Genomic DNA, 17,168 nt, shown 5'->3' with positions numbered 1-17,168 from the left:
GCACGGATTCGGAAGAGATGAGAAACCTTATTTGAGGAAGAGCACCGACTGCAGAGCGAGGCTGACTAAGGGATTGGGAAAGACCCCGAACACGATCACGCCGGCGACGGCGCAGACCAGCACGACCGAGAGCGCGGGCGAGGTGATGAGCTGTGGGGATTCGAGAGTCGACACGTCCGGATCGCGCATATACATCACCATGACCACGCGCATGTAGTAGTAGGCCGATATTGCTGCGAAGACGAGGGCGACGACCGCGAGCCAGGTCATGCCCGCTTCAACTGCCGCCATGAAAACGTAGAACTTACCGATGAACCCGGCCGTCGGAGGGATACCGGCCAACGAAGCCATGAAGACCAGCATCAGAAATGCCGCCAGCGGCTGGCGCTTGGCGAGTCCTGTAAAGTCGTCGATCTCTTCCCCTTCAAGTCCGCCCTTGCGGAGCATACTGATCACGGTGAACGCGCCAAGGGTCATGAACGCATAGAGAACGAGATACAACATGACACTCGCGAGGCCGGTCGCGCTACCCGATTCGCCGACCCCTCGGCCGGCTGCGACGACCCCGAGCAGGGCATAGCCAGCGTGCGCAATGCTGGAATAGGCCAGCATGCGCTTGATGTTGGTTTGGATAATGGCGACGACGTTGCCCAGGACGAGGGTGACCACACAGAGCAGCATACACAACATCGACCAGTTGACCTTCAGTCCGCCCAACCCTTCCACGAAAACGCGCAGGAAGGCCGCGAAACTGGCGGCTTTGGAGGCGACGGCCATGAAAGCCGTGACGCACGTTGGTGCGCCCTGATAGACGTCCGGCGTCCACATGTGAAACGGAACCACGGCAAGTTTAAACCCGAATCCAACCGTCAACAGAATCGTGGCCATCAACAAGATCGGGTCGCCGAGTCCTCTCGCGCCCACTGCTACCGCGATGTCAGCCAACTTCGTGCTGCCGGAGACCCCGAAGAGCAAAGAAATCCCGTATAAGAGGATCCCGGATGAAAAAGCTCCCAAAACAAAATATTTCGCCGAGGCTTCCAGTGATCGAGGTTCCGACCGCTTGAGTCCTGCCATCACATAGAGAGACAACGACATCAGCTCGGTGCCGAGATAGATCGTTAGCAAGTCGGTAGCGGACACCATGACCATCATGCCCGAGAGGGCAAGCAGGATGAATCCGTAGTATTCACCCAGGTTCAACCGCTCGGCTTTCAAGTAGGGCATCGACATCAGGATCGTCAGTCCGCTCACGACATAGAGGAGCAGTTTCCAGAACCTGGCGTAGGCATCGATGACGATCAGGTCGCTGAACGCTGTGACGCGTACATTCAAAACACTGATCTGCCCTCCCGTAAGCCCGATGCAGAGCGCGAGGGCGCCGAGACTGAGCCATGCCAGCAGGTCCTTGCGCGGAGATGGTGTGACGGGATCAAAGGCCAGGACGAGACAGGCGGCCGTGATAATGATCAGTTCGGGCAGGATGGCCAGGAGGTCGGCGCCGGAGAAGGTCATCGTGCAGATTCCTGTGCCAGTGGCTGTTGGACCGTCAAAACCGATGCAGGCAGCGCCTGTCCGGCAGAGGGATGCGTTACAGGAGCGATGCGTGTCCTCGACATGAGGTCGATCGTCTTCGTGACACTCGTATGCATCCGGCTGACGAGAGGATTGGGGAAAAAGCCGATCCAGAAAACCAGCACCGCCAATGGCACCAATGTCGCCAGTTCGCGCTGATTCAGATCTCTGAGCTCCGGCAGGTGGTGGGGAGAGGGAACACCAAAGGCGATCCGTTGCACCATCCAGAGCAGGTAGGTTGCTGCGAGAATCAGTCCGAGCGAGGCCAGGGCCGTAGCGACTTTGCTCCAAAGAAACGTCCCGGCCAGCACGAGGAATTCTCCGACAAAACTGTTGGTGCCGGGCAGGCCGAGCGAAGACAGGGCAAAGATGACCAAAAAGGTGGCGTACTGCGGCATGGGTTTGGTCAATCCGACGTTGTCGGCGATCAAGCGGCTATGGGTGCGCTCGTAGATGACCCCGACGCACAAGAACAACGCTCCCGTCGTGATCCCGTGGTTGACCATCTGGAGCACGGCGCCCTCGATGCTCGGTTGATTCGACACGAAGAGACCGAGCGTAACAAATCCCATGTGGCTGACACTTGAGTAGGCGATCAGTTTCTTGAGATCGGCCTGGGCCAATGCCATGTAAGCTCCGTAGATGATGGCGACGATCGACAGCACAATCATCATGGGTGCGAACGTCCGGCTTGCATCCGGCAACATCGGCAGGCTGAAACGAACGAACCCATAGGTGCCCATCTTCAGCAACACGCTGGCGAGCAACACGCTCCCGGCGGTCGGCGCTTCGACATGCGCGTCAGGAAGCCAGGTGTGGAAGGGAAACATCGGAACTTTCACGGCGAAGGCGGCGAACAAGGCGAGGAAGAGCCACATCTGGAGGGAGGTCGGGTACGATACTTGTGTCAAGGCCAGGATGTCGAAGGTGTGGCCTCCGTAGAAAAACAGTACGAGGATCGCGACAAGCAGCAGCACGCTGCCGGCCAGCGTATACAAGAAAAATTTGATGGCGGCGTACAGTCGGTTCGGTCCTCCCCACACCCCGATCAGCAGGTACATGGGGATCAACATCGCCTCCCAGAACACGTAGAACAGCACGAAGTCCAAGGCCATGAATACGCCGAGCATCGCCGCTTCCATGACGAGCAGCATGGCCATGAAGCCTCGGATTCTCGTCGCGACGGCCTGCCACGACGCGAGCACGCAGAGCGGCAGGAGCGCCGCCGTCATCAGGACCAACGGGAGGCTGATGCCATCGAGTCCCAGGCTGTAATGAATCGAAGGAGAAGTGATCCAGATCACATGTTCCGTGAATTGCATCTGGCTTGAACTCGGATCGAAGAGCCACCAAAGCGGCAGGGCAACCACAAAATCGGCGATCGCCACGCCAAGGGCGAGCCAACGCACAGCGGAGTCTTTCACAAACAACAACGCCACAGCTCCTCCCAAAGGGAGCAGGATCAGCAATGAGAGCCATGGAAATCCGCTGGATTGCATCGGACCTCAGAAGATCAACAGGACGGTCAAGAACACCACGGCGCCGAGCGCCATGCCGAGCGCGTAATGTTGTGTTTGTCCACTTTGCACGAGACGCAGGAGCCAGCCACCCCAGGCTATCGCCCGGGCGACACCGTTGACGGCCCCGTCGATAATCCTGACATCGATCTTTGTCCAGAGTTCGTCCGCCATAGCAAACGTGGGGCGTACGACCGTCCGGTCATAGGCTTCGTCGACATACCACTTGTGGAGCGACCCTTGGTACAGAGCCTGCCACGTTCGAATCAATTGATCCGGGAGCCCCGGCCTGATCACATACAGGTAGTACGCTCCGGCGATCCCCAGGAGGCCCATGAGCGTAGCAGTCATCATGATACCCGCGGTCCCCCCGCTGTGATCAGAACCTGTGTCCGAACCGGTTGCAAAGACCGGTTCGAGAAACCCTGGAATGCCAAGGTAGCCGGTGATGACGCTGAGCACGGCAAGAATGATGAGCGGGACCGTCATGGTCTTCGAGGGTTCCTGCACGTGACCGGCATGGTGAGGATCGACGTGCGACGGTCCCCAAAACGTGACGAAGACGAGTCGAAAACTGTAGAACGCAGTCAGCATCGCGGTCAGCAGTCCGAAGATGGTCAGAATCTGACCGAGCGGACCGGCCGACCACGTCGATACGAGAAGATCGTCCTTGCTGAAAAATCCGGCAGTCAGTGGGAATCCAGCCAGCGCGAGGGAGCCGACGACGAAGGTCCAGTAGGTCACGGGAAGATTCTCCTTGAGTCCTCCCATATGCCGCATATCTTGCTCATGATGGAGCGCGATGATCACGGAGCCGCAGCCTAAGAACAGCAGAGCTTTGAAAGCTCCGTGGGTCAGGAGATGATAGATTCCGGCCGCATAGGCACCCAGACCGCAAGCCATCATCATGTAACCGAGTTGGCTCACAGTGGAGTAGGCGACCACCCGTTTAATGTCGGTCTGCGTAACAGCGATGGTCGCGCCCAAGACCATGGTCAGGCCACCGACGATTGCGACGACCGACATAGCGGTCGGGGAGAGGTTGTACAAGGGAGCCAGCCGGGCCACCATAAAGACACCGGCCGTGACCATCGTCGCGGCATGGATGAGAGCGGAGATCGGAGTGGGGCCTTCCATGGCATCAGGCAGCCAGACGTGTAACGGTACCTGCGCCGATTTGCCGACGGCTCCCGTGAACAACAAGAGGCACACCAATGTGACGACCGAAACCTCCCAGTGACCGCCCAGCGGGGCAAGCAGGTTCAGCGTTTCGTTCGCGGATTGATGGGCCTGGGCGAAAATGTCGAGATAGGTGAGTGAACCGAACGACGCCCAGGCCAGGAAGAGACCAAGGAGAAATCCGAAATCGCCGATCCGGTTCACGATAAAGGCTTTTGTTGCCGCGGAACAGGCCGACGGTCGTTCGTACCAATGGCCGATCAGGAGGTACGAACAGAGCCCGACCGCTTCCCAGAAGATGAACAGCTGAAGCAGGTTGTCGGCCAGTACGAGCATGAGCATGGAGAAGGTGAAGAGGGCGATATAACTGAAAAACCTCGCATAGCCCGGTTCCCCATGCATGTAACCGATCGTATAGATGTGGACGAGACCGCTCACCGTCGTCACCAGGAGTAACATCACGGCCGTCAACCGATCGACCGACAAGCCGATGTGAATATCGAGCGGACCGGACGTGAGCCACGTGTACAGGGGAACAGAGATGACCGATCCCAAGACGACGTCGATGAACGCGACGATCGACAGTACCCAAGACAAAGCGACGGCGGGGACGGCCACCAGATGTGCGCGATCCTTGATCCGCCACCCGGCTAATCCGAGGATCAGAAAGGCGGCGAATGGGAGGAGAGGGATCAGGGCGTAGATCATAATTGTAGGGCTCAGTGCTGAGTGCTAAGTGCTGAGTCCAACTTCGTCTTGATCGCAGTTCTCGGCATGTTCATGATCACCACTTGAGGAGACTAAACTCGTCTACATTGATCGTGGATTTTGCCCGATGGAGCGCGATGATGATGGCCAGACCCACGGCCACTTCCGCCGCCGCCACCGTCAGAGCAAAAAACACGAAGACCTGTCCTGCGACGTTGTGAAAGTACTGCGAAAAGGCGACGAAGTTGATGTTCGTCGCGTTCAACATCAATTCCACCGAAAGTAAAATAATGATGATGTTCCGGCGGATCAGCACGCCGACGAGGCCGGTCAGAAACACGATCGCGCTGAGCGTGAGATAGTAGGACATCGGAACCGTCATGACCTTGGCGCCTCCTGGAGGTCGCGTTTGGCCAGGAGGATGGCGCCGATCATGGCCACGAGCAGGATCAACGACGCGACCTCGAAGGGGAACAGATACGTCGAGTACAGCACCTCGGCGATCGCTTCGGTGTTGCCGCTCTGTTCAACCACCGACTCCACTTCCGACGTTGTCACGGCCGGTACGCGGTACCGTGCAGTGGTCAAGACGAGGGCTTCGATCAGGAGCAGTCCCCCGATCAGTCCCGCAACGGGCCACTGTCGATGATACGGGTCGTCTTGCTTCATATTCAGCAGCATGACGACGAAGAGATACAACACGAGAATGGCGCCTGCATACACGATGATCTGCACGGCTGCCAGGAACTCCGCATGGAGCGTGACGTACAGCCCCGCGACGTGAAAGAACATGATAAGCAGGGAAAGCGCGCTATAGATGGGATTCCGGAACGCGACCACAAGGGTCGACGTGACGGTGATCACGAGGGCGAAATAAAAGAAGAAGGCCAGTTCCATCCAGATGACTCAGTCCGATTCCACCTTGTGCGCATGTCGCGCGCAGCACGATATCCGGCCTCGGAGTGTTCAGACCGGCTTTTGCGGCACGTGTTTGAACGGGATGTTGAAGAACGCCACGTTCGGATGCTGCAGCTCCAACCGCTTTTCCCGAATCGGGAATGATCGATCGCCGATGGCGAGCAATTGAGCTTTGTTCAGCAGAAGCTGGCGCTTGTCGTACACGGCCCATTCGAATTCGCGAGTCATGCCGAGCGCATCCACTGGACAGGCGTCGACGCACATGCCACAGAACAGGCAGCGGGTCATGTCCATGTAATATTCTTTTGAGTACCGTTTCGTCGGTTCGCCGGGCACCTCTGCACTGACGACGCGGATCACACGGGAGGGGCAGGCCGCCTCGCACAAGTCGCACCCCACACACTTCTCAGTGCCATCGTCATAGCGAAGGAGCGCCAGCATGCCGCGATAGTTGTCCGGCAAGTTCCGTTTCTCGTGCGGGTACTGGATCGTGATGGGTTTGTACTGCAGGAGATGCGAAAGCGTGGCCTTCATGCCGACGAGAATTTCGTAGAACGTGATGGTCTTGAGCCAGTCGGTGAATCGTTGCATATCAGCTATCAGCGGTCAGCTATGAGCCGTCAGCCTTTTACGCTGACTGCCGATTGCTGACGCCTTCCCCGCTTACTTCGGAAAGAAATACGCAGCGATCGACGTCACGATAATGTTGCCGAGCGCGATCGGCAACATGACCTTCCATCCGAACCGCATCAATTGGTCGTACCGCAACCGCGGCAAGGTGGCCCGCAGCCAAAAGAACAGGAACAGGAAAAAGTAAACTTTCACGGTAAACCAAGCGACATTCTCGATCCACGCGATGCCGCTGATCCCCAGATGGCCCAGGATCGTGCCGGGATAGGGAGCATTCCAGCCTCCGAGGAAGAGCGCCGCGGCGACGCATGAGACGAGCACCATGTTGGCGTATTCCGCGATGAAGAAAAACGCGAAGCGCATGCCGCTGTACTCGGTGAAGAAACCAGCGACGAGTTCACTCTCCGCCTCGGGCAAGTCGAACGGTACGCGATTGGTTTCGGCAACGGAAGAGATCACATAGACCACGAAGGCCACGACCTGGGGCATCGGAAGGGCGAAGAGATACCAGTGCCAGAACCCGCCCGCCTGGGCCTCAGCGATCCTCACCAGACTCAGCGAGCCGGCCAGAATCAGCACGCCGACGATGGCCAGTCCGACATTCAATTCGTAGCTGATGACCTGGGCGGCAGACCGCAACCCCCCCAACAGCGAGTACTTGCTGTTGGAGGCCCACCCGCCCAGGATGATGCCGTAGGCGCCGATTGAGGTGAAGGCCAGGATGTACAGGATGCCGATGTTGATGTCGCTGATGACGAAAGGTTGAACCTTGATGCCGCCGACTTCAAATGAGAGAGTCGGACCGAAAGGAATGACGGCGAAACCAATCAGCGCCGGCACCATAGCCAAAATCGGCGCCAAACTGAACATGAACTTGTTCGCGCCGGCGGGAATGATGTCTTCCTTGAAGAAGAGCTTGAGGCCGTCTGCGATCGGTTGGAGGATGCCGTAGGGGCCCACTTCCATGGGTCCCATGCGGTCCTGCATCCAGCCGAGAACTTTGCGCTCGGCGAGCGTCAGGATCATCACGGTCAACATGACGATGCCCATCACAGCGGCGATTTGAGCGAGGGAAATGGCGAGGCGCAAGCTAAGTTCAGTCACGACAATGCTCCCGGATAGCAGATGAACGGCTTCACAATCTTGTCTGTCCTATGCCACTTTCATCACCGATACGGACGCGATCCGGAACGACGGCACCTTCGTCTCCGGATCCACCGTGCACTCGAAGAGTTGGGTCATCTCCTGTGCAAAATGATCGGGATACCATGCCAATCCTTCCGGGACTCGGTCCCACACTTTTACGAACGTGGTGACGTTGCCTCGCGCATTCGATAACCGAACTCGATCACCGTCGGTCACCGCAAACCGCACAGCGTCCGCCGGATTCATGCGCAATGAGCCGCGGCCTTCGACTTGGAGCAAGCCTTTCGATCGAGTCGAGAACTTTCCCGCATGGAACAAGCTTTGGGTCAGCCCCACCTGCACGGTTCCCTCGGGCCGCCTGACTCCGGGGGTGAGAGTATAGCGGGCTGAGAGGTTCCGGCGATAGCCCTCCGCCAAGTACCGGTCAAGTGCGGCCTGATCGACTTTAGGAGGAATCGGAGCCGGTCCCAGTTGGCCGTAGCCGGGGATGACGCTGCGGATCTCTTTGAGCAATTCTTTGGCATCGCCGTATTCGAGCGGGATGCCCATCAGCACGGACAGGGCCGACAGAATCTCCCAATCGGGCCGGCTCTCACCGACGGAATCAACCGCGGGGCGAACCGCCTGCACGTGCCCTTCTGTATTGGTGAAAGTTCCGGTCTTTTCTGCATATGAGGCTGCGGGGAAGACCACGTGCGCCAGCCGAGCGGTCTCTGTGAGATACAGTTCCTGGCAGACAAGAAGGCCCAGCTTCGCGAGGGATTGGGCGATGGCGCCGGGGTCGGGCAGTGTCCCGACGGGGTTCTCTCCCACGACGAAGAGCGCCTTAAGCGCACCGCTCCTCGCCCGCTCGACGATCTCGGTGAGAGTCATACCCGGCGTGGAAGGGATGTCCTCCCGCCAGACCGAAGCTATCCGCTCCCGAGCGATATTGTCTGCGACAGCGAGAGGACCGGGCAGAAATTCCGCGACGGCCCCCATTTCGATGGCCCCTTGGTCATTGTTCTCTTTGGCCAGCGGCGCAAACCCGCAGCCTGGCGCAGTCAGTTTTCCCGTGAGGATTAAACAGTCGAGGAGGTTGAGGCAGATGCCAAAACCGCCGGCGCCCTGGAGTACCCCTTGACCGGCCAGAATGACGACCCGTCGACCGGAAGAGAAGGTTTTTGCCATGGCGACAAAGGCCTCCTGAGAGATTCCGGTTGCGGCTGTCAAAGCCGGCCATGTGATCGGTTGGAGAGCCTGAGCGATCGCCGATGCGTATCCATCTGCCTTCCGACTCAGCGCCGGATCAAGGAGATTACCCTCGACCACCGCTTTGAGAAGTCCGAGCACGGCGTTCCCGAGCTGAGTCGGCCCGACACAGAGGTGCTGATGAGCGAGCGTCGCGATATTACTGATGGTCCCGATGATCGGTCGCATGGTGTCGATCGTCAGCAGTGTGGTGTGACCTTTCTTCACGGCCTCTTTGACTTTGAGCCCAGTGACGGGGTTGGTCTCTGTGATGTTGGTCCCGACCAACAAGAGCGTGTCCGCCTCAACGAGGTCTTCAAAGGTGACAGTCCACCGATGCGTACCCTGCACATAGCGCAGGGCCTGGATTCCATTGAAGTAGCCGTAGCGCGCGCTGCTGTCGAGATTGTTGGTGCCGATCGTCAGCCGCATGAATTTTTGGAACAGATATAATTCTTCGTTCGTGCACCGTCCTGTAATCAGCCCTCCAAACGCCTGCGCCCCATGGGCCAACTTGAGTTTAGTGGCCTGCTCCGCAACATACTCCAGCGCCTCCTCCCAGGTGGTTTGAACCAAGATCCCTTTTCGTCGGATCAGCGGATGGGTCAGACGTTCCGGATGGCTTGTGGCGTGAAATCCAAAGAAGCCGCGAGCACAGAGATCGCCATTGTTGCGGCCGGCGCCATAGGCGGAGTTGACTTCGATCAGCTCGTTCCCCTTTGTCTGAATCGTGATCTGGCAGCCGTCTCCGCAGAAGGCACAGACCGTATCGGCCCGCTTGAGCATCCAGGGCCGGTATTCATACATGGACAGCCGGCTCGTGATGGCGCCGACGGGGCAAATCTGCACACATCCGCCGCAGAACTCGCAGTCGAGCGCATGTGGACCGAAATGTTTGATTTCCGTCATCGTGCCCCGTCCGGCCGGGGCCAACGCCTTCACGTCCATGACCTCGTCGCAGTAGCGGACGCACCGGAGACATTGCACGCAGCGGTTCATCTGGGTTTCGATGAGCGGGCTGAAGTATTCCTTCTGGAAGATCCGTTTCGTTTCGATGAACCGGCTGGCGGTCGCCGTATACTCGTGGGAAAAATCCTGGAGATCGCAGCGGCCTCCCTGGTCGCACACGGGACAATCCAGCGGGTGATTGGCCAAAATGAATTCGAGGACCGATTTGTGTGCGTCGTTGACGACGGTCGTCGCCGTCCGCACGGCCATTCCTTCGGCGACCGGCGTGCTGCAGGAGGTCTGGAGCTTCGGCATCTTCTCGATTTCCACGAGACACATCCGGCAGTTGGCGTCAGGCTTCAGCTTTGGGTGGTAGCAGAAATGCGGGATCATGACCCCAACGCGTCGCGCGGCCTCGATCACAAGCGTGCCTTTCGGCACCGTAACCGGAAGGCCGTCGATCGTCAAACGTACTGTCTCGGTGGTGGTAGCCATGTTCGCCGTTATTCGTGAAACGTTACACGTGAAACATGAAAGCCGAATTTTTCCATTGCGATTAACGAAGAACGATTAACGTCTCAGCCCAACTCGTTCCGGGCGAAGCAAATTTGCCGCTTCAGCTTCATGAATGAGCGAGACGTACTCCTGACGCCAATGCTTCAACGTGCTCATGATCGGGGCCACCTCGGCGTCGCCAAAGGCACAGACGGTGCGACCCGCGATGTTCTTGCATAGATCACTCAGGGTTTCAAGGTCCTGACTCCGCCCCTGTTTGGCGACGATCCGGCGCATGGTTTGAACCAACCACGAGCTGCCTTCACGGCAGGGCGTGCATTTGCCGCAGGACTCGTGATAGAAAAATTCCATGAGCCGGAGGGCCGCCCAGACCATGCTCGTACCTTCCTCCATGATGGTTACCCCGCCCGATCCGAGCATCGACCCTGCCGCCGCGACCGATTCGAAGTCCATCTTCACATCCAGATGATCCGGGGTCAAAAAGGGAGCTGAGGCACCCCCCGGAATGAATGCCTTCAAGGGTTTGTTCGTTCGCATGCCGCCGGCATGCTCGTAAATCAGTTCGCGGAACGTAATGCCCATCGGGACTTCGTAATTCCCCGGCCGTTTCACATGGCCGCTGACGCAGAAGATTCTGGTCCCTGTACTCTTGGGCGGCGAGCCGATGGCGGCGAACCATTCTGGCCCCCGAGTGATGATGTGCGGGAGATTCGCGAGGGTCTCGACGTTATTAACAACCGTCGGTTTATTGTAGAGCCCGTGCGTCGCGGGGAACGGCGGCTTGACACGGGGCAGCCCCCGCTTTCCCTCGAGCGATTCCAACAGGGCCGTTTCTTCTCCGCAAATGTACGCTCCCGCGCCTCGATGCACCCAGACGTTGATCTTCGTTCCGCTGCCGAGAATGTTTTTGCCGATATAGCCGGCCGTCCGTGCTTCGGCGATGGCCTTTTCCAGAATCTCGGCGCCCAACACGAACTCACCCCGAATATAAATGTACGCGGCTTCTGCCCCAATCGCATAGCAAGCCAGCACGATCCCTTCGAGCATCTGGTGGGGATCCCGCTCGATGAGTTGGCGATCTTTGAACGTACCCGGTTCACTTTCGTCGGCGTTACAGCAGAGGTAGCGTGGACCCTGATAGTCCTTCGGGAGAAAGCCCCATTTCACGCCGGTCGGAAAGCCGGCGCCACCGCGACCGCGCAAGCCGGATTTCATCACCAGTTGCGTGACCTCCATCGGAGCCATCTTACCGAGGACCTTCCGAACAGCCTGATAGCCGCCGGTTCGCTCATAGTCGGCCAGCGAGCCGGTGTAACCGGGCTGGAGCATGTTCTTGAGAAGGATTGGTTCGTGAGTCGGCATGGGTCGCTAATCGTTAAACGTGAATCGTTAATCGCAAGGTTCCCTGTCTTTTGCCGTTCTCAGATACCTGATAAAACCGTTCACGATGGTGATGGCTCTCAATACGTCATCTCGAACATGATCAAATGTTTCTGCGTCTATGATCTTTTGATCCTTACATACGGTTAAGTGGTCTAGAGCTTCATACAACGATCCTCGAGCTTGCCTGGCAAACTGAACATTCTCTGCGTAATGAAAGCGGCCATATCCTTCAGCTAAATTTGCCGTGACGGAACGAGAAGCGCGTATGAGTTGGTCAGTCAGTCGATATTTTTCCTCCTTTGGAAAAGTTTCAGTCAAATTTGAGAGCCTGGTTCGCAGTTCACGACAGACCTTCCAGACATCCAGATCCTCAAAGGTTCGGATCGCTGCGATTCTGCCCTTTGGCGTATTCCGCTCCTACCGTTTAACGAATAACGGTTAACGTTTATTGGCAGCCGGTTCCGGCCACATGAAAGGGCCGGTCTTCAGGGAACAGGTTCCCGTCGTGCGAAGATCCGTCAAGATCCGGTCGACCTTCTCTTCCGTGAGCCGCTCGTAATAATCGTCGTTAATCTGCATCATCGGCGCAGTCCCGCAGGCTGCCAGACATTCCACTGTGCTGAGGGTAAACCATCCATCTGGTGATGTTTCCCCGGGATTGATGCCCAACTTCGCCTTCATCCATCCAATGAGCGTGTCGGATCCGACCAAGGCACACATCAACGATTTGCAAACCTGGATGTGGAACTTCCCCACCTTCTTGAGATTCAGCATCGTATAAAAGGTGACGGTCTCATAGACTTGCGGTGGCGTCAGGTGCAGTAAGGCCGCGATCTCCTTCATCGCCACTTCCGTGATAAAACCCTGGTCACGTTGCGCGAGATAGAGCAGCGGAATCAACGCCGACCGTCTCACCGGGTAGCGGCCGAGAATCTGTTCGATTTCCGTCCCGTATTTGTCTTTCAGCATGGTGTGTGGATCGCCGTTCCTTCGTGATGTGGTCGGACGTAATCGATTCCCATGACGCATAACGCATACCGTTTAACGTTCATCGATCACATTCCCCCATTACGATGTCGTACGTCCCGAAGATCGTGATGATGTCCGAAATCAAATAGCCTCGCGCCATATGGTCGAACGCTCCCATGTGAACGAACGACGGTGAGCGAATCTTGAGCCGGTAGGGACGGGGGCTTCCGTCACTGACGATGAAAAACCCCAATTCGCCTTTCGGCGCTTCCGTGCCGCAATAGGTTTCGCCCTTCGGCGGTTTAAAGCCCTGCGTGAAAATAATGAAGTGATGAATCAGGCTTTCCATGTCCCGCATGACATGAGGTTTCGGCGGCGGAATGTATTGGGGCACGTCGGCCATGATCGGTCCTGGCGGCATCTGTTCAAGACATTGCTTGATGATCCGCGCACTCTGGCGCATCTCTTCCATCCGTATCCAGTACCGGTCATACGTGTCGCCGTTCTTACCGATCGGCACCTCCCACTCGACTTTGTCGTATGCGCCGTAGGGCTCATACTTGCGGATATCGTAAGCCACGCCGGATCCTCGCAGGACCGGACCCGTGCAGCCGAAATTAATCGCATCCTCGGCCGAAATGACCGCGACATTCTTCGTGCGACCGAGCCAAATGCGATTGGACGCGATGAGCGAATCGTATTCCCGAACCTTCTCATGGAACGTATCGAGGAAGGTTTTGAGCCGTTGCACGAGTTCATCCGTGAAGTCGCTGTCAACTCCGCCGATGCGGTAGTAGTTCAGCGTAAGACGGGCTCCGCAGAGTTTTTCGAACATGTCGAGCAGCGCCTCACGCTCGCGGAACGTCCAGAAAAAGACTGTCATGGCCCCGATGTCCAACGCCTGGGTTCCGAGCCAGAACAGATGGCCGACGATGCGCTGCATTTCCGCAACGATGGTGCGAATGTATTCAGCCCGTTCAGGGACCGTGATGGTCAGGAGTTTTTCGACCGCGCGCACGTAGGCATAATTGTTGGCCATGGCGCACACGTAATCGAGACGATCCGTGTGCGGGATGATCTGCATGTAGGCCAAGCCCTCGGAGAGTTTTTCCACGCCGCGATGGAGATACCCCAGGTCGGGGGTCGCTTTCACGATTCGTTCGCCATCCAACTCGAGCACGACGCGGAGAACTCCATGGGTGGCTGGGTGCTGTGGCCCCATGTTCAGCAGAAGTTCCTCGCGCCGGCGGGAACCGGTGGAACCGTTCTCGGCGAGGAACGTTTTCCTCTGTTCCTCAGAAAGTTCATCACTGGTCGTGGTTACCGTCGGTTCATCCAGTCGAGGAATAAAGTCGAAGTGGCTGCGCCATCCACGGCCCTCCGCAGGAAAATCCTTTCGGAGCGGATAACCCTCGGCATAGTCCTCAGGCATGAGGATGCGACGAAGATCCGGATGGCCAGTAAACGTAATGCCCATCATGTCGTACACTTCGCGCTCCAGAAACTCGGCCCCCTTCCAGATACCCGTAACGGATTGAATCGTGGGATGATCTTCGGGAATCCGTGCCTTCACACGAAGGCGCTGACGAAGCGGCAATGAATGCAGTTGATAGACCACTTCGAATCGCTCCTGATCCTCCGGATAATCGACCGAGCAGATGTCGGTCAGGTGGTTGAACGATGCTTCCGGCGCATCGTGGAGGTAACGGGCGATGTCCAGCAGACGCGCGGCCTGGATCGAGACAGAGACTTCGCCGCGGGCCGTGTCGACTTCGAGAACACGCACCGCGTCCGGAAACTTCTTGAGCAGGGTTTCGGCCAGCGTTTGGTTCATTACTTCACGAAGACTTTTTCGCGGCGAATCTTTTCCTGCAACTTCAGCAAGCCATCCATGAGCGCTTCAGGTCGCGGCGGGCAGCCCGGCACATAGACGTCCACCGGGACAATCTGATCCACCCCCTGCACGACCGCATAGCTGTTGTAATGATTACCGGAGGTGGCGCAGGAGCCCATCGAGATCACGTAGCGCGGTTCCGGCATTTGGTCATAGATGCGGCGAATCACCGGTGCCATCTTGCGCGTGACGGTGCCGGCGACGATCATGAGGTCTGATTGCCGCGGCGACGCGCGGAACACGCCGGCGCCGAACCGATCGAGGTCATAGCGGGATGAAACGCTTGCGATCATCTCGATCGCGCAGCAAGCCAGGCCGAACGTCATCGGCCACAGGGCCGACTTCCTGGCCCAGTTCACGACCGCATCCAGATTCGTCGTCAGAATATTCGCCTCTAGCTGCCTCTCTAGAAAGCTCATCTTGTCCTCATCTTGTTGCCTTTCCGAAGAATGGGATGAGTGGGTGGCGCCGACCCGGGCGCCCATTCGCCCGCAGCGGAAGGGACCCACTGGGGGATGGGTGGAGCGAGGACGAATGGGCTGGTCGGCGACAGGACCCGCTCAATCCCATTCAAGTGCCCCTTTCTTCCACGCGTACCAGAATCCCACGACCAGAATCGCAATAAACACCACCATCTCGATTAACCCTACCAACCCCAGCTTGTTGAACGCCACTGCCCAGGGGAACAAAAACACGATTTCAATGTCGAAGATGACGAACAACATTGCGATGATGTAGTAGCGCATCGGGAACTGGACACGTGCATCCTTGAATATGGGACTGCCGCTCTCGTAAGGGGCGAGCTTGGCGCGATAGGGTCGGCTGGGACGCACCACCCAGCCGAGCAACAACGATACGGCGCCAAAGGCAATCGCAATGCCGATGAACACCAGAATCGGAACATAGTTGACTGGAACTGCTTCGCTTCCCATGGTTTCGTTATTCGTGAAATGTGAATCGTTATTCGCGAGATCGAATGAAACCTTGCATTGACTCTCGATTAACGATTAACGGTCAACGTCCTCTCATTCGCCGTATCAGCCGTGAGCGCGGTGCCGAAAAACGGCGTGAATGTCAGACCAGCAAGTGCCGGTTGTTCGATTCCCTTGTGTTGCACGAGAATCTTGAACGTGCGACCCATGCCGTCCGGCTTCAACAGATGGATCGCTGCACGGAATTCCGGACTCTCGGGTTCCAACTGCGCGATCATGTCTTCAATGCCGAGTCCCACAAGGAAACTCATCTGATTGGTGAAACCGGTGACTGAGAGCCCGGCCTCTTCTCCGACTGTCGCGAGGCCGGAAAAGTCCACATGAGCGGTCATATCTTGAAAACCGATGCGCTCGAACGGATTCTCCGACGTCATTTGGTGGTAGTAGCACAGGAACGTTCCACGTGGACGATCAGGGCCATAGAGGTCTTGGGCGGTGTGTCCATAGTCAATCGTCAAAACAACCCCACGATCCAACGTCTGTGCCACCTGCTTCATCCACTCCTGTGCGCACAGATTGATTTCAGTCCTGTATCCTTCCGGCAGGACCAGGTTTAACCGGCGAAGATAGGCCGCAAGTTGCGGCGTGGACAGCGGCCTCAAGGCTTCCGAAAATTTTCCATCCTGGTAGTCGACGAATAGTTCTTGCAGCCGTCCTCCGGCCATTTGGATGCGATGGACAGGAAAGGCATCGACCAGTTCGTTGCTGAAGAAGAGGCCGGTGACGCTCTGGGGCGCGAGACCATCCAAACTCTCCACCCAGGCGACCAATCCGGGCCTGTTCAACCACGCACCAAGGTGTTGCCGTTGTGATTCCCGCATTACCGGGCTCCGCTCGATCAAGATGTAGCGAAGCCGTTCAGAGAGAGAGTCCTGTTGCGCGAGAAGGGCCTGCAGAAAGTCGCGCGCCAGCAACCCCTTACCAGCACCCATTTCCACGACCGTAAAGGGGGTAGGATGGCCGAGGAATGCGTCGATTTGCCGCGCCTGCTTCGCGAGCGCTTGACCGAGGATCGAGTGAACATCGGAGCTGGTATAGAAATCGCCGGACCAGCCGATCCGTTCCGTCCCTTCGTCGGGTGGCCGCATGTAATAACCGAACTGGGGGTGATAGAGGGTGAGTTCCATGAACCGGACGAACGGGATCGGGCCGGATTGCGCGATCTCAGAGGCGATGGTGGCGACGAGTGCAGGGTGTCCGGCCGTCACACACAACTCCCTTCGTCCGCTGGAAAGCTCACGTAGAGACACCAATAAGTTACGGGCTCATTCCTCCCGTCCCATTGGTTGCCTCAAAAGTGGCGTAGAGTAGCCTCGCGAGGCAAGCTAAGTCAAGGCGAGATCAGGCGGAATCGCCGTGCTCTGCTCGCTCCAGGCCGGCAATTCGACCGTTCTTGTCTCACCCACTGCTTGACGCCGAAACTCGTTCCGTTCGAGCGATGCTGAACGGAACTTCAGACATCGGCGTCACTCACAGAAGCGAGCCGCAGTGGTTCGTGAGAACGGTTCCCGAATTGTCGGCATGTCGCTCACAAGGCGCTGCGATTTTCCCTTTGGAGGGGTT

The 17,168-nt window shown here is 57.6% G+C and carries 14 protein-coding genes; all 14 read right to left on the bottom strand.

Features of this window, described 5'->3' with window-relative positions:
• Nucleotides 1–27 precede the first annotated feature (27 nt).
• The 14 genes from VEI50_14455 to VEI50_14390 all read right to left on the bottom strand — a co-directional run bounded on the left by VEI50_14455 (nucleotide 28) and on the right by VEI50_14390 (nucleotide 16,813).
• Nucleotides 28–1,515, bottom strand: a complete 1,488-nt coding sequence (locus tag VEI50_14455) for an NADH-quinone oxidoreductase subunit N (GenBank protein HXX76327.1) — start codon at nucleotides 1,513–1,515, stop codon at nucleotides 28–30.
• The gene (locus tag VEI50_14450) at nucleotides 1,512–3,074 is read right to left on the bottom strand and encodes an NADH-quinone oxidoreductase subunit M (GenBank protein ID HXX76326.1); all 1,563 of its coding nucleotides are present in this window, start codon (nucleotides 3,072–3,074) and stop codon (nucleotides 1,512–1,514) included. Before VEI50_14450 ends, VEI50_14455 begins: the two co-directional genes overlap by 4 nt.
• A gap of 6 nt (nucleotides 3,075–3,080) precedes the next feature.
• Nucleotides 3,081–4,979, bottom strand: a complete 1,899-nt coding sequence (gene nuoL / locus VEI50_14445; GenBank protein ID HXX76325.1) for an NADH-quinone oxidoreductase subunit L — start codon at nucleotides 4,977–4,979, stop codon at nucleotides 3,081–3,083.
• A 76-nt stretch (nucleotides 4,980–5,055) separates the two neighbouring features.
• Complete coding sequence (gene nuoK / locus VEI50_14440) at nucleotides 5,056–5,361, bottom strand: NADH-quinone oxidoreductase subunit NuoK (protein HXX76324.1); 306 nt, start codon at nucleotides 5,359–5,361, stop codon at nucleotides 5,056–5,058.
• The gene (locus VEI50_14435) at nucleotides 5,358–5,876 is read right to left on the bottom strand and encodes an NADH-quinone oxidoreductase subunit J (protein ID HXX76323.1); all 519 of its coding nucleotides are present in this window, start codon (nucleotides 5,874–5,876) and stop codon (nucleotides 5,358–5,360) included. Before VEI50_14435 ends, nuoK begins: the two co-directional genes overlap by 4 nt.
• Before the next feature lie 69 nt (nucleotides 5,877–5,945).
• Nucleotides 5,946–6,488, bottom strand: a complete 543-nt coding sequence (gene nuoI, locus VEI50_14430) for an NADH-quinone oxidoreductase subunit NuoI (protein ID HXX76322.1) — start codon at nucleotides 6,486–6,488, stop codon at nucleotides 5,946–5,948.
• A gap of 72 nt (nucleotides 6,489–6,560) precedes the next feature.
• Nucleotides 6,561–7,631, bottom strand: a complete 1,071-nt coding sequence (gene nuoH / locus VEI50_14425) for an NADH-quinone oxidoreductase subunit NuoH (protein ID HXX76321.1) — start codon at nucleotides 7,629–7,631, stop codon at nucleotides 6,561–6,563.
• Nucleotides 7,632–7,679: 48 nt separating this feature from the next.
• Entirely contained in the window at nucleotides 7,680–10,346 is a 2,667-nt protein-coding gene (nuoG, locus tag VEI50_14420; protein HXX76320.1) for an NADH-quinone oxidoreductase subunit NuoG, read from the bottom strand.
• Nucleotides 10,347–10,421: 75 nt separating this feature from the next.
• A complete protein-coding gene (gene nuoF, locus VEI50_14415) occupies nucleotides 10,422–11,729 on the bottom strand; it encodes an NADH-quinone oxidoreductase subunit NuoF (protein HXX76319.1) in 1,308 nt (435 codons plus the stop codon).
• Between the two features lie 459 nt (nucleotides 11,730–12,188).
• The gene (locus VEI50_14410) at nucleotides 12,189–12,719 is read right to left on the bottom strand and encodes an NAD(P)H-dependent oxidoreductase subunit E (protein HXX76318.1); all 531 of its coding nucleotides are present in this window, start codon (nucleotides 12,717–12,719) and stop codon (nucleotides 12,189–12,191) included.
• Between the two features lie 79 nt (nucleotides 12,720–12,798).
• Complete coding sequence (gene nuoD, locus VEI50_14405; GenBank protein HXX76317.1) at nucleotides 12,799–14,553, bottom strand: NADH dehydrogenase (quinone) subunit D; 1,755 nt, start codon at nucleotides 14,551–14,553, stop codon at nucleotides 12,799–12,801.
• A complete protein-coding gene (locus VEI50_14400) occupies nucleotides 14,553–15,032 on the bottom strand; it encodes an NADH-quinone oxidoreductase subunit B family protein (GenBank protein ID HXX76316.1) in 480 nt (159 codons plus the stop codon). The genes nuoD and VEI50_14400 overlap by 1 nt, the downstream gene beginning before the upstream one ends.
• A 141-nt stretch (nucleotides 15,033–15,173) precedes the next feature.
• Nucleotides 15,174–15,545, bottom strand: a complete 372-nt coding sequence (gene ndhC / locus VEI50_14395) for an NADH-quinone oxidoreductase subunit A (GenBank protein HXX76315.1) — start codon at nucleotides 15,543–15,545, stop codon at nucleotides 15,174–15,176.
• 68 nt (nucleotides 15,546–15,613) lie between these two features.
• Nucleotides 15,614–16,813 (bottom strand): SAM-dependent methyltransferase, encoded by a 1,200-nt coding sequence (locus VEI50_14390; GenBank protein HXX76314.1) that lies wholly within the window; start codon nucleotides 16,811–16,813, stop codon nucleotides 15,614–15,616.
• Nucleotides 16,814–17,168: the final 355 nt, after the last annotated feature.

The organism is Nitrospiraceae bacterium (genome assembly GCA_035623075.1).
Lineage (GTDB): Bacteria > Nitrospirota > Nitrospiria > Nitrospirales > Nitrospiraceae > DASPUC01.
The sequence above is the reverse complement of the archived record's forward strand: the minus strand, read 5'-3'. Positions and strand labels throughout refer to the sequence as shown.